This window comes from Azospirillum mesophilum (assembly GCF_053470405.2).
Genome location: NZ_JBPXMQ020000079.1, coordinates 1 through 12,867 on the forward strand (window position 1 = coordinate 1; position 12,867 = coordinate 12,867).

Sequence of the window (12,867 nt, forward strand, 5' to 3'; positions counted from 1 at the left end):
GCCACCGCGCTTACGCTTGGTGCCTCTGGGCGCTCGCCAAGGGGGAAGCCCCCTGGACCCCCCGCCAGCGTCCCGTTCGCTTCGCTCATTGGGACGGCTGGCGGCCGAAGATGGAGAGTGGAGAATGCGCGGATCGAAGCGGCGTCTGACGGCGGAGGAGTTCGAAAGGGCCGCCGCGAAATTGCCGAGAATGACCGTCGAGCTTGCGACCGTGACGCGGCGCGTTCTGGTGGACGGCGCTCCGCAAAAGGACTTCACCACGCCGACCAGAAGCAAGTCGGCTGTGTGTCAGGCCGTGGCTCGGGTGTGGAACGCCGCAAAGGATACGCGGTGTGCCGTGCCGGCGGGGTACAGGCTCGTCACAGCAGTTCTGCCGGACTTCCAAGCCTTTCAAGTCGAGCAGTGGGCCAAGCAGGCGAAGCGCGCACGCAAGCTGGAGGCAGAATGAGCAGCGGGAGTGACAAACGCCAGCGGACGGAGATCCTTCGCGTCCGTCTGTCGCCGGCCGAGCTGGAGGCGTTGGAAGCCCGCGCCCAGGGAGTCAACCGGACGGTTGCCGCCTTCGTCCGTGAGGTGGCGCTAGGCCAGTCGGTGCGAGTCAAGGACACCAGCGCCACCATTGCCGCCCTGTCCCGTGTCGGGAACAACCTGAACCAGCTTGCCAAGCGTGCCCACCAGACCGGCCATGTGCCAGCGGCCGAGGCGTTGGCGCCTCTGCTGGACGAGGTGCGCGCCGCCATTGAAGGGCTTGCCGGATGATTAGCGGAGTGAGCCACGGTCGCGGCTTCGCCGGCTGCATTGCGTACGTGACCGAGAAGGACGACGCCCAGGTTTTGGAGATGCGCGGCGTGATGTCGGAGCGCACCGCCGCCGCCGAGATGCGCGCCGTTGCGGCTCAGTCGGAGCGCGTTCAAAAGCCGGTCTATCATCGGTGGTTCCGTGTCGCTGACGGCGAGCGGCTGACCGATGAGCAGTGGCTCGCCACGGTCGACAGGGCCGAGCAGGCGCTAGGGTTGGAGGGGCACCAGCGCATCGTCGTTCGTCACTCCGACCGCGACGGCGACCACGTGCACGTCGTCTGGAACCGAGTGGACCCGGAGAGCTACAAGGCCGTGCGCGTGTCGCACGACTACGCCAAGTGTGAGCAGGTGTGCCGGCAGGCCGAGAAGGAATACGGCCTTCAGATCGTCCCCGGCCATCACTCGTGGAAGGAAGCCGGCGCCGACCATCCACCCGCGCCGGCCCAGGCCACGCACGCGGAGCGCCAACACGAGGACCGCACCGGCCGGGAGCCGTTCGCGCGGATCGTGGCGGAGAGCGGCGCCCAGGCGTTCCAGCACGCCACCTCTTGGGCCGATCTCACCGACCGTCTTCAGCGCGCCGGCTTGCGCCTGGAGCCGTACCGCCAGGGCTTGACCCTGACGGACGGCCAGGAGCGCGCCGGGCTGTCGAAGGTCACCGGCAATGAGTGGACGCGCGCCAAGCTGGAGAAGCGTTTCGGCCAGACGTTCGCGGCCTTCCAGGCCGGCCAGAGCCAGGACCGCCCCGCCCGTGACGACCGGTATGAGCGTTTGGTCGGCTCCGATCCGGTGCCTCTGCGTCAGCGGCCGAGCCAGAGCCAGAGCCGGCAGGACGCCCAACAATTGCGTCAGCAGTACCAAGAGTACCGGACGCAGTTCTACCGTCAGGCCAACCGCGAACACCGCAGCCAGCAGGGCGCGGCGGCGTGGCGGAAGGAGCAGGCCAAGCGTGCGGAGGAAGCGGCCGAACGGCGCGCAGAGGCGCAGAGGCGGAAGGCGATAGCCCGCGCTGTGTTCGGGCGTGGCATGGCGCGCAATCTCACCTATGCCATCATCGACAGACGGTTTGAAAAGCGGTCGCGTGAAGAACGCGCCGTAGCGGCCCAGCGATGGCAGGCGACGAAAGCGGAGTTGCAGGCCGCGCCCCGGCCCGAAGTTAAGGCGCCGGAGTTCAGAACGTGGCTTGCAGATCGCGCACGAGCTGGTGATGAGACCGCCCGTCGCCATGTCGCCCACCTTGAGCGGCAGCCGACCGTCCAGACCGTCAGCACGGCCGAGCAGCGGCCGACCGCTGCCCAGGCCAAGCCCACGAGCGAGCAGGACCGGCCGGAGGTGGCCGACCGGGAGACGATGGCCGAGTGGGAACGCCTGATCGCCGCGCGCCGGGCCGACCTACAGAAGCGGGCGACGGCGCTTTTGGACGAGGCAACGGCCATTCGCCGGGAAGCCGACGAGCGCCTTGCGGCCTACGAGCGCCATCAGCCGGCCGAGCTGCGCGGGCTGGCGGCGTTGGTGCCGGGCGCCCAGGCCCGGTACGAGCAGGCTCGCCGGGACTGGTGGACCGACATCGAGGCGGCCCGGAAGGAGCGCAACGCCCACCTTGGCCGCGAGCAGGAGCTAAGGGCCTTCCTCGGCCACGACAGCAGCTATGGGCAGGTGAAGGAGAACATTCACCTGCGCGCGGCTCGCGAGGTGGCCGAGGAGCATCCGGAGCTGGCCAAGCGGATGCAGGCCGTGCGCGAGCGCCAGGAGGCCGTGCGCCGGAAGGAGATCGAGCAGCGCCGGCAACAGGCCCTCAACAGGTTCGGGCAGCAGCGTGAGCGCGATAACAGCCACGGCCGAGGGGGCCGAGGCGGCATTGGATGAGCAGGAGGAACCTATGAGCACGCTACAAGTCACAGAGGATGCAGACGGCAAGCTTGAACTGGCGGTGAAGAAGACGCCGGGCGAGCAGCTGGAGCAGGCGTTCGGGAAGGCAGGCCCGAACCTGTCCATTTTCAACGAAATCGTGTCCGACAAGATGCGGCACGAGACGGCCGAGGCCGCGGACAAAATGGGGCAGCCCCAGGACCGCGAGCAACGGCGGACGGCTGCGATGGAACGCTTCACCGCCAAGCGGGCGGCCGAGCGGCAGCAGGGCGCCGAAATCGGTTAGCCAGGTCGTGCACCAGGCCGGCCGGCACCGTCAGCAACGACGGTGCCGGCCGGTTTCGTTTTGGTCCTCACGCATGGCTCATTGAGCCGCCAACAAAGGTGGCGATCAGGGAGCTGAGTAGCAGTGGAACAGGGAACCGATACAGGGCGCTAAAGCTTATTCTGCCTCGGTTGGGGGCATTCACTCCAATCAGCCAGCGGGGAACTGGGCACCCCATTGAGGGGTTGTGCACACGGATGGGGGGCGTTATATATGGGCTCGTGGGGTTGACCCCATCTGCGACTAGTCCGGCCGCGTGCTTGGCTAGCGCTGTGATCACCCGAAAGCCAAAAGCTGACGGTTGACGATCACCTACCCCACCCAGTTTCCCGGATCGGGCGGCCCTTGGGCCGCCCTTTCTGCTTCAGCATACACGAATTCCAAAACGATCCCGCAGGGCATCCGCCCGAACAGCTCCTCCAACGATCCACCGCCTAGTTGTCGCAACCAGATCCGCGATCTGAAGCAGCCGCGATGCCGCGGAATCGATGCAGCTAACCCCATCCACACCGCGAAAGCTTCCCTCTGAACGTGATTTCTGCATCACCGCCTCAAACTGAGGATGAGTGTTGTGCTGATTGCGATCCAGTATCAAATCCAGGTTGTTCAGCACTCGTCGTTCATTCTTCAGCTTGAACGTTAGTTTTTCCGTGCGGAAAGTCCGCATTCCAATTTTAACAAGTTCAACAACAGCGTTTCCATAGACATGTGGTGCGGCGCCAGTGGTACCTGTGATCCGCCGATTAATCATAAGCAGGTGAGACGATGGGCTGGCCTTAAAGAGTCCATCCAGCAACCCTTCGATGGTTGCATCCTCTAGGTTGACGCCGTGGACCTCATTTGCATTTGCCGGAAGCAAATCACTAAAAGTCTTATCAACTCGGCCAGCTTCAGCTGCAGGCACGAAGACTGCTCCGAGGTAGAGGTCGCTCGTATTCCCCGGAATGTATTCGTCGATGAAGCACAGCAGCTTTTTGTTGCGAGGCGTGGCCATGGGTTGATCTCACGTGTCAGGCTGGCAGGCACCTCCGTTGAAGTTGGTGCTGACAATTTTTAGAATGAATCACTTGACGGGATTGTACTCGCCGGGAACCATCTTCTCGACCTCAGCGCGTTCTGCTTTGGCCTTTTCCTTTGCCGCTCGATACTCGGGTTCAAGCCTCTTCAGCTCGGCGATAAGGCCGCTCAGGTCATAGGCGTTGCTGGTTTGGCTCCCGCTTCCATAGAAGCGTTCTTGCCGCTTAATGAAGCCGCGCTTTTCCAGCTTGGTCAGTGTCCTCTGAACTTGCCGCTCCGTAACCCCGAGTCTCTCAGCCAGCCGGGCTTTCGAAGGCCACGGTAGACCACCCTTGGCCCACCAGAATGTCATGATCTGCAGCAGCATTGTCACCTCAGTGCAGCGCAGCCGGAGTCGCCCCTGGAAGGCAAGGAGCATCTCCGGAACCATGACGTAGCCATGATCCGCCACCTTCGCGCCCCAACGCTTGGGAAACGCCTTGTCAGCCTCCGGAGGCGTGGCAGCTTTCGGGGGAAGGGTGACGACATTGCTCATGGCCAAGACCTCGCTGTGTTGAGCTACCACAGCCGAGATACGCGGGGGCGGCCCAGCTTGCAAGCCATGCTCAGGCTTTGAAGGGGAGACGTTTTTGTCTAGGGCTTGGGGTTACCGATGGTTAGTCGGTTACGGGCTATTAGCGACTGAGGCCTCTGCTTTGGGAGACATTGGTGTCTCCGCAGCTCAGACATTTATGTCTCTCCCGGGGAGGAGAAGATGTCGCCCCGAAAATGGCTCGCGCGCCCCATTCTGAGGGTACCAAAGTCGATCCCAGCCTGCTGCTGGAGTGGCCGGCGTCCAACGTCGCCGGCCGATCGACTTGGAACAACCCTAGTCTATTGCCCAGACCAGTTTGGCCGGACGGCGCGCGAGCAATCGAACTCACGGTTCGTGCGGGCGGCACACAGCATCAGCTGCTTGGCGTTGGTATCGTAGATCCATAGCAGCGAGGAGATTTGGGACTGCTCCACCAGAGTGGTCGACGGCTGGATGGCCTGCATGATGATGCCGTTGGTAGGCTGGGGCGTCTGCAAGGGCTGCGGGAGAACCGGTTGCCGGGCGGGTGCGTCGGCGGCGTGAGCAGCCCCTGAAACCAGAGAGAGCGCCAGAGCGGCAATGGGAACAGCACGGAACATCATTCGTCCTATACGCGAAAGTGGAGCGTGACGATCAACACAGTGGCGATATGGCGTCAAGGGGGGGATGCTAGACCCGCTATGGTGCAGGCCCTCACTGTCAGATGCGGCGATGTGTCCTGTCAGCTGTCACTTTGCACACGGAAGGGGGCGCGGAAACCGGCCTTGCGTGCCCCCTCCTCCACCCATTCCATGAGGACGTCGTGCATCCGCCGCTCAGTGTCTTGGGCATAGCGTTTCAGGGCTTTGTGCCCCTCGGGGTTCAGGTAGAGAGGGAAGGGTTTGGCCGCAGCGCGCACCTGATCCCGGTCAGTCTTGGGGCGGCCTCGACTACGCCCCGTCGGTTGCTTCGTGGGGATCGAGGGAGGCCGTGCTGGCGTGGGGAGATCGGCAAGGGCCGCAGGAGGCGACGGCACTTCCACCTCGGGCGGTTCGGTGGCTTGGTTCTCGTTCAGATCAAGCGTCGGGTAGATTGGTTTTCGTTTAGCTGCCATGGAGTTCGCCCTCATTTGGCGATTTCTGGATATTTGGATTTCCAAATATCCAGAATTAGAGTTGGAACGTTGCTGCGATGAACTCCCAAGCTGCGGCAACCTCAGCCGCGGCCTTCCCCTTTGGCTCATACTCCTGGGCAGTCTGTCCGCCGGCTGTGGCGTAAGGGTGTGTGATCCGGTCAACGATATCGTGCGGCAGGACTGGCAGACCGAGGCGCGCGAGTTGCGCGCGGGCTTGGGCTGACGCCTGAGCGCGAGCCGGCGCGGCATTGATGACCAGCACGGCCGGCCGCCCCATGTCGCGGATAATCTGCACGGTCGCCGGCAGAGCGTCCAAATCGTCGGGGTACGGCTTGACGGGGAGGATGACCCCGGCCGCATGTTCGGCCGCGACCTGAACGGCCGCCATAGTGTGCGGCGGTGTATCGATCAGCACCACCTCAGCGCCGCGCTTGGCCAGCTTGTCGAGTTCATCCGGCAACGTCGCGGCCGTGGCCGTCACAACGGTCGGCGCCGGCACTGATCGACGCTTTGCCCACTTCGCAACACTGCCCTGGGGGTCCATGTCCACCACCCCCACCCGTTTGCCCGCGACCAGCGCGGCAATGGCGAGGGCACGCACAATCGTGCTCTTGCCGACCCCACCTTTCTGCATCACTACAGCCAGACACTTCATATTGGATATCCTTATATCCAAAAATCATAAGTTCTAAAAATCATAGCAGTGTTATGGCTTTACCTCAATATATCCATATATCCAAAATTACCGCTTCCCTCTTGCCGGCAGCCTGTCGTGCTCAGCCGGATCGATGAGATCCATTTCCTCATGCTCATCGTCGCGCGGAGGGCCGACGACGACCGACTCCATGCCCGGCAATTGAGCTTGCGAGCCAGGAGGCCACTCACCGGCAGGCAATGCCTCTTCCGGTGGATGGATGATTGGTACACGGCGCAGCTTGCCCGGAGACAGGGCCGCTTGTGACTGGTCGGCGGCATCCGCAACGATCCGTGCCGAGAATATGGCAAGCTTCTTGTTATCGCGGTAATCGGCCCAGGCGACCCGTTCATTGATGACGTAGGCGTTTACAGTGCCACGAACCCCTAGCTGAACAACTTGCACCCAGTTGTTTTTCTCAAGGTACTTCAGCGCCCGCTTGACGGTGGTGTAATGACAGCCAACCAAGTCGGCCAACGTCTGATGTGAGATACAGACCGCGTTGTTGCGATCCATGATCGCCACGAGCTGGTGCATCACCGCAGCAGCGAGGGGATTGCTGACTACAAGCCGTCCCCACTGCACATGCGCCTCACGTTCGGTCTGTACCCAGGTTTGCGCCCTAGGGGTGACCTTCTTTCCAACTTCCCTGCTCATGAACCTAGACCTCCTAAGGAGTCTACGGGTGGACTCCGTGCGCTCAAAAATCGAGCGCGAGAGTATCCCGCCCCCGGATCAAACAGCAACGGTTTTTGAGCGCTTGCGCTCGATTTTTGAGCAAACCTAGACCTCCTAAGAGGTCCAGGGTTGGACTCCCTAGGGAGTCCAACCCCCCCCTTACAACCTATTGGAATCAAACAGTGTTTAGGTCTGCTCTCTCTATGATCTCTAGCAAGCCCCAGTCCTTAAAATAAAATTTCAAAATATTTCAATGTTGGTTGCGGCTGTGGGAATGTGGGCAGAGGGGAGGTTGTCCCCGGAACGAGCCGCGCAGCGGCGCCGGGGGCAACCTCCCCGGTCGGCCGAAGGCCGACTGTCCACATTTCCATAGCCGGCAGTTCGACCACTTCGCGGCCAGTGTGATGTCTCAGCGCGCGCAGGCGCGCGAGGCCGATTTTGAATCGGCTTAGCCCCCCAAGGGGCTGTGCCCCTCTGCCCCCCGCTGGGGGGCATTCACCCCTGTATCGTACGATACAGAGCCATCACTTATCGGGCATTCATTTCAGGTGCTTGACCACGCTCGGAACAAAAGGACAGGTAGTCCTCAATGCCTTCGCGGAATGAGGCTAACAACTCATCCTCGTTCTTGCCACGAAAATGGATCACGTCACGAAGGCCAGCAACGATACCTGTATAGATCCCCGTATCAGAATCGAAGTGAATAGGCCCGGAAACGTACCCCTTGTATTCCATCTTCATGCTTATCCATGCCGCGCAGACGTGTGTTTTACGCCAGAATGAGGGAAAGTTTTTCAGCACGCCGCCAACCCACCCCGCCGGGTCACGCCTGGAGGCGCTTACGACGGGCTAGCGTGCCTACTTCCTCGTAGGGCGGTCCGAGGGAGGTCCATGATACACGTTACGGCCCGATAAATCGCCCAGGAATGGGCTCCACGAAAAAGGGGCGGCTTACCCTAGCCGCCCCCTCCTAATCGCGTTGCACGGCCTTCTTATAGGCCGTAGCGTCACTGTCCGATGACGCCGGCCCGCATAGCAGCCCAGCGACGCTCATCACTCACTCCCCATCCTGCCTCGCAGCAGTAGACGGGGCTCCGGTCAAAGCCCACCAGGGCCGCCGTGGATGCTCCGTGGCGGTTCTCGACCACAGTCGAACCACCCGAACAGGCGGCAAGGGTGGAGGTCACGACCAGGGCGGCGCCGAAGCGGCCGATCTTACGCATGTTCAGCATCTTCAAATCCTCGTTCAGTGCATCAGGGCAAAAAGAAATGCGTCATAGGACACGAAGACACGAACGACCTGATAGCCCAACGCCCCGACTGCGCATCCAAGAACAGTATTCATGACAATGCTATCAGTGCGAAGACCAACCAAGTTAGCAATCATGACCAGATCACGCATTTCCCGTTCTCCTGCCTTTTCCGTTTTAGCCGCTAAAAAGTTACGGCGACATCTCCAAAACACTTGAATAACACTACACGAATACCGCCACACGGTCAACATTAATACTTGTTGCGTTGCCGGTAATGTGAGTGAATATTCAAAATCTTCCTCTGCATTGTTTAGGTAAACTCATCAGAGGACAGATTTTGCTTTTGCGGTGTTATGGTTGGATCTTCCAAGAGCCGTCCGATTGCTGGCAGGCTGTCCCGTAAGCGTTTTGCGACTTGCCGCCGATCGCCAACGTAGTCAGGAACTCCCGGCAGACGTTCCCCCCCGCGTCGGTCCCCTCGCGGATCGGCGTGACGGAGCCGCTGTTGCCCGTGCCCGGGTTCTTCCAGCGGATCGGCTCGCCCAGCTTGGCCCGCAGCGCGCGGCTTTCCGCCTGAGTGGCGTGTGCTTCGTCCGCCTTGTCGAGCGAAGCGCCCAACTCGCGGCCGGCGAAGGCGCCGGCCAGGACGCCCAGGCCCGTCGCCAGCAGCTTCCCGGAGCCGCCGCCGAACTGGGAGCCGATGAGGCCGCCGGCAGCGGCGCCGCCCAGCGTGCCGATGGTTTCCTTGGTGCCCATCTGGCCTGTCTGACAGCCGGCCAGGGCGCCGGCCAGGATCAGGGCCGCGACGGCGCGGCGCGTGTTCTGTATGCTCATTGGTGTCACTCTCTCGCTTGCAGTGGGGGAAGTGTCGGGAGTGGCGGGGGATTTGGTTGGCGCCTTTCCCCGCCCCTCACCGAAGGGATTGAATCAGCCGCCCAGCGCGGCCAGCCGGCGGAACGCGACCATCCAGCCGCCGTGCTGGCGGTACTCGGCCTGGATCATCAGTTCCTCGGCCAGGGCGACAATGGGCGCCAAGGGCGCCCGGTCAGCCGTGACGACGAGGCGCCGGACCTCCGCATCATCCAAAGTGGCGGCGTAGCGCTCGACCAGGGCGGCCAGCTCCTGCCGCAACGCCCACGCGCTGGGAGCCGGGGCCGCATGGATGGCCGCCGCGCCAGAGACGCGGCAGCCGTATTGAGAAACAGTCTGTTGTTGCATGTAAAACTCCGTCATTCTCCGGCTCTTTAGCCGCTAAAATCAATGATATGGGTTGGGATCGTGCTGCCCTTCGTACTCTTCGTCTTTAAGGTAATTTATGCGCGCAAGCATGTATGGTGGTTCACCTCTCACGATGATTATGGGCTTGGGGCCAAGCCGCATCACTTCATCTGGCGTCAACAAATCCCGTCCCGTGTACTGGACGTTTTCGGAGTTTGAGCCCACCAGTTCCGTGATTTTCCGCGACGACCCGGCTGTTTCATATTCGACGGTGGCCTTGCCAAGCGTCTTGCTGATGTATTCCGCAGTATCGAAGTCGTCAGTCCCGAAGAATTGCTTTGCAGCGTTCGCCATGAACGTCTGCCACCTTTCTTCGTAAGCGTCCTTCAGTTGGCTAAGGTCTTGGATGAATAGCCAAAAGACGATGCCGTACCCGCGAACCAGCGAGATTGCTTTTTCAATCGACTGCATTCGACCAAGCTGCGCGAACTCATCCAAGAAGAAGGCAACACGGTAAATCGGCTTCTTCTGCGTCTCGGTCAGAACACCAAGCGCTGTACCGATGAAAGCGCGCAGGTATCGGAAGTAAAATTCTAGACGATCCGGCGGAATTACCAGATAGACCGTCAACAACTCCGTCTTGAGCCTGGAGAAGGCGAAATCTGTTCTGGAAACCGTGGCAATGATCCGGGGATCATCGAGAAATGCCGTGGACCGTCGAGCGGTGGAGAGGATCGAGCCGCGTTCACGATCCCCGGTGCTCATGAGGGTGTTGGCCGCCCGCGCCGGCACGCCATAGGCCGCGTCCGGATCTGCCACCATGTCCGCCATGACGCCCAGGAAGTCCGGCTCATCCAGAGTCAGCAGCCGGCGCACCTCGCCCAGGTGGCGCCGGTCGCGATCCGGCAGGCCGGCGACATGAAGCATGAGGCCCTGGAGGAGGCCGCGCGCCGTTTCGTCGAAGTGGGCGTTCTCGCCTTTGCCGGCGATCACAAGGCATTCGGCGAGGGCGGCCGAGCGGGAGATGCAGTCCGGGTGAGTGACGTCCAACCGATCCATGAAGTTGCAGCCGGCCGAGGCTGCGCCGGTCACGCCGAAGGGATCGACCACGTAGACCTTGTGCCCCAGCTCCTCGCGCCGGCGAGCCGTGACGGCGTAGTTCTCGCCCTTCAGATCGACCACCAGGGCCGAGCCGGGGTATTCGAGAAGGTTCGGGATCACGGCGCCGATGCCTTTGCCGGCACCCGTCGGCGCACAGGTCACCACATGGCCGAGAAAGCGGAACCGCTCGTCTATGCCGGCCGGGACCGCATCGAGGCGGCCAAGGGCGAAGCCCGGCTCATCCAGCGCGCCCAAATGCCTGCCTTGCTTGGCGTCGGCGTAGCCGCCCCAGCCGGCCGAGCCGTGCAGGATGTCGTCGGCCACCTTCAGCCCATCCAGGCCGACGCCGGCCGCCGGGGCTGGAGCTGCGCCGCTCCGAAAGCCGGCTAGGAATGGCATCGAACCATCCTTCGCGGCCTTGGTGACGAGGACGTAGCCAAAGAGCATGACAGCCGCGGCGGCCAGGACGTTGACCAGCAGCGCCGGCAGGGCGAAGGCGATCACGAAGCAGACCATGCCGGCGACCACCAGGGCGGCCAGGGCCAGCTGCGGGTTCGGCATCCGGACCATGGGGGGCTTGGCGCCCGTGCCGAACAGGACCCGCACCGGCCCCAGCATCGTCGCGCAGACCGCGAAGGCCAACGGCCCGAGGTAGGGGACAGCGGCGGGAACGAAGACGTAGACCAGCCACACGACGGTGCCCAGGGCGAAGCACGAGGCCGCGAACTTGGCGGCATTCTTCAGCCCAGCGCGGCCGATCAGACCGAGGACGAAGGCCAGGAACGCCCAGCCGGGGACCGCGCTGAACCGGGAAAACCGTTCACCCATGCCCCACAGCCAGCTCGCCGCCGGATCAGGCTGCTCAACCCCGCTGGTGACGCCGTTTATGGCGCCGCCCGTACTCGGCGCCGCCCCTTGTGCGAGGGAGCCGGCAAGCTCCTGCGCCCGACCTTTGCTGTCTTCTTCCGCAAGCTGCATGACGGCTTTCCGGAAGGTCGTAGACACCTTCACCGACAGGCCGTTCGCGTAACTGATGACAGAACCGCGCAGCGTCCGTGACAAGGTGGCGAGGATGGTCGCCGCCTTTTCCTGTTCGCCGTCTTTGGTTGAAGCCCGGTCGAGTTCCGCGAAGGCTTCATCCAGGTTCTGCGGCAGCTTCAGACGGGCATTCTGAAAACGATAGCCAAGATTGGTTGCTGAGAGTTGCGCGACGACATCGGCCGCGCCTGCCACGTCCGGATTGTCGGTTGCGGCCTTCAGCGCCTTGTCAATGACAGGGCGAGCCTTGACGAGCAGCGCGCGCAGTCTGTCCCAATGGCGCGCGTTGGCCGCGCTGGTGGTGTCATCGGCAATGCTGGCGAGCGCATCCGCAGTCTCCGTCCATTCCTGCATTGCCGCATCGACCGCTTTGCAGCGTTCCTGCTCAATCTGCATGACGCGCGGCTTGGTTTCCGCTCTGGCGTAGGCGCTGACTTCAAGGTCGATTTTGCAGGGGCGGATTGTCTGCGCCTCCGCCTGTCCCATGCCAGCAGCAAGCGCCATCAGAATGGAGAGCGTGGGTAACGTCCTCATTGGCGCCCCCTCAGGCCAAGGTTTCCGCTGGAGTCTTGTCGCTCGCGCCGCCTTCAGCCGCAGTCTTGCGCTTAGTGCGGGGGCGCTTCTTAGCGCCTCCACTGCGCTGCTTATAGTATTGGCGCAACGTTGATGCGCTAATCTTCACATCGGCTTCGGCGAGAAGCTTTGAAATCTCATCGTACGTGTAGCCCTTTTCAATTGCTGCGCTGATCTTGTCATACAGCGCGTCAACGATTGCCATAGCGCCTTTGGGTGTCGTGGGCTTAGGTGTGAGCGCATCCAGTGCGCTTGCGGCCTTCGCAATCTTGTCGTTGTTCGTGCTCATGTTCGCCTAAATGTTTGTCGTTTCCTATGACGCTCATCTTATCAGAATAGTTGAAAACTTTCCACACTTTCCAGTTGCCATTGAAACGTGTTACTCTTCAAAAATGGTGGCTTCATTTTAGCGGCTAAAATTTGAATACGCCTCTTCACAGGTTAGTTCGCGTTTTAGCCGCTAAAGTGCAAAAACAGGAGCGTTGGGTTAGGAGCGAGCAATGCCCATAGGCCACCGCGCTTACGCTTGGTGCCTCTGGGCGCTCGCCAAGGGGGAAGCCCCCTGGACCCCCCGCCAGCGTCCCGTTCGCTTCGCTCATTGGGACGGCTGGCG

General features: G+C 62.1%; 17 protein-coding genes. 4 read left to right on the forward strand and 13 right to left on the reverse strand.

Going from position 1 to position 12,867, the window contains the following annotated elements; genetic code table 11:
• Nucleotides 1-124 precede the first annotated feature (124 nt).
• From ACSVC7_RS31935 to ACSVC7_RS31950, 4 genes are read left to right on the forward strand one after another with little or no spacing between them, the layout of a single operon-like run.
• On the forward strand, nt 125-448 hold the full coding sequence (locus ACSVC7_RS31935; protein ID WP_448208618.1) for a TrfB-related DNA-binding protein: 324 nt from the start codon (nt 125-127) through the stop codon (nt 446-448).
• The gene (locus tag ACSVC7_RS31940; protein ID WP_448208617.1) at nt 445-759 is read left to right on the forward strand and encodes a plasmid mobilization protein; all 315 of its coding nucleotides are present in this window, start codon (nt 445-447) and stop codon (nt 757-759) included. Before ACSVC7_RS31935 ends, ACSVC7_RS31940 begins: the two co-directional genes overlap by 4 nt.
• An 8-nt stretch (nt 760-767) precedes the next feature.
• The gene (locus ACSVC7_RS31945) at nt 768-2,666 is read left to right on the forward strand and encodes a relaxase/mobilization nuclease domain-containing protein (protein ID WP_448208616.1); all 1,899 of its coding nucleotides are present in this window, start codon (nt 768-770) and stop codon (nt 2,664-2,666) included.
• Between the two features lie 13 nt (nt 2,667-2,679).
• Nucleotides 2,680-2,955 carry a hypothetical protein gene (locus ACSVC7_RS31950; protein ID WP_448208615.1) on the forward strand — a complete coding sequence of 92 codons (276 nt, stop codon included), beginning with the start codon at nt 2,680-2,682 and terminating at the stop codon, nt 2,953-2,955.
• Between the two features lie 403 nt (nt 2,956-3,358).
• Here ACSVC7_RS31950 and ACSVC7_RS31955 read toward each other — a convergent pair whose 3' ends face one another.
• From ACSVC7_RS31955 to ACSVC7_RS32015, 13 genes are all read right to left on the reverse strand, one after another.
• A complete protein-coding gene (locus ACSVC7_RS31955; protein WP_448208614.1) occupies nt 3,359-3,988 on the reverse strand; it encodes a DUF3800 domain-containing protein in 630 nt (209 codons plus the stop codon).
• Between the two features lie 69 nt (nt 3,989-4,057).
• Nucleotides 4,058-4,546, reverse strand: a complete 489-nt coding sequence (locus ACSVC7_RS31960) for a helix-turn-helix domain-containing protein (RefSeq protein WP_448208613.1) — start codon at nt 4,544-4,546, stop codon at nt 4,058-4,060.
• 338 nt (nt 4,547-4,884) lie between these two features.
• Nucleotides 4,885-5,184 (reverse strand): hypothetical protein, encoded by a 300-nt coding sequence (locus tag ACSVC7_RS31965; RefSeq protein ID WP_448208612.1) that lies wholly within the window; start codon nt 5,182-5,184, stop codon nt 4,885-4,887.
• Between the two features lie 122 nt (nt 5,185-5,306).
• Nucleotides 5,307-5,678, reverse strand: coding sequence for a hypothetical protein (locus tag ACSVC7_RS31970; RefSeq protein WP_448208611.1), 372 nt, complete (start codon nt 5,676-5,678; stop codon nt 5,307-5,309).
• A gap of 55 nt (nt 5,679-5,733) precedes the next feature.
• A complete protein-coding gene (locus tag ACSVC7_RS31975) occupies nt 5,734-6,354 on the reverse strand; it encodes an AAA family ATPase (protein ID WP_448208610.1) in 621 nt (206 codons plus the stop codon).
• An 87-nt stretch (nt 6,355-6,441) separates the two neighbouring features.
• Nucleotides 6,442-7,050, reverse strand: coding sequence for a helix-turn-helix domain-containing protein (locus tag ACSVC7_RS31980; RefSeq protein WP_448208609.1), 609 nt, complete (start codon nt 7,048-7,050; stop codon nt 6,442-6,444).
• A 549-nt stretch (nt 7,051-7,599) separates the two neighbouring features.
• Nucleotides 7,600-7,872 carry a hypothetical protein gene (locus tag ACSVC7_RS31985; RefSeq protein ID WP_448208625.1) on the reverse strand — a complete coding sequence of 91 codons (273 nt, stop codon included), beginning with the start codon at nt 7,870-7,872 and terminating at the stop codon, nt 7,600-7,602.
• Between the two features lie 206 nt (nt 7,873-8,078).
• Nucleotides 8,079-8,303: a hypothetical protein gene (locus ACSVC7_RS31990; protein ID WP_448208624.1), complete on the reverse strand. Its 225-nt coding sequence runs from the start codon at nt 8,301-8,303 to the stop codon at nt 8,079-8,081.
• A 14-nt stretch (nt 8,304-8,317) separates the two neighbouring features.
• Nucleotides 8,318-8,473, reverse strand: a complete 156-nt coding sequence (locus tag ACSVC7_RS31995) for a hypothetical protein (protein ID WP_448208623.1) — start codon at nt 8,471-8,473, stop codon at nt 8,318-8,320.
• A gap of 202 nt (nt 8,474-8,675) precedes the next feature.
• A complete protein-coding gene (locus ACSVC7_RS32000; protein ID WP_448208622.1) occupies nt 8,676-9,158 on the reverse strand; it encodes an RT0821/Lpp0805 family surface protein in 483 nt (160 codons plus the stop codon).
• A gap of 93 nt (nt 9,159-9,251) precedes the next feature.
• Complete coding sequence (locus tag ACSVC7_RS32005) at nt 9,252-9,542, reverse strand: hypothetical protein (protein ID WP_448208621.1); 291 nt, start codon at nt 9,540-9,542, stop codon at nt 9,252-9,254.
• 39 nt (nt 9,543-9,581) lie between these two features.
• Nucleotides 9,582-12,215 (reverse strand): type IV secretory system conjugative DNA transfer family protein, encoded by a 2,634-nt coding sequence (locus ACSVC7_RS32010; protein WP_448208620.1) that lies wholly within the window; start codon nt 12,213-12,215, stop codon nt 9,582-9,584.
• 10 nt (nt 12,216-12,225) lie between these two features.
• Entirely contained in the window at nt 12,226-12,543 is a 318-nt protein-coding gene (locus ACSVC7_RS32015; RefSeq protein WP_448208619.1) for a hypothetical protein, read from the reverse strand.
• Nucleotides 12,544-12,867 lie beyond the last annotated feature (324 nt).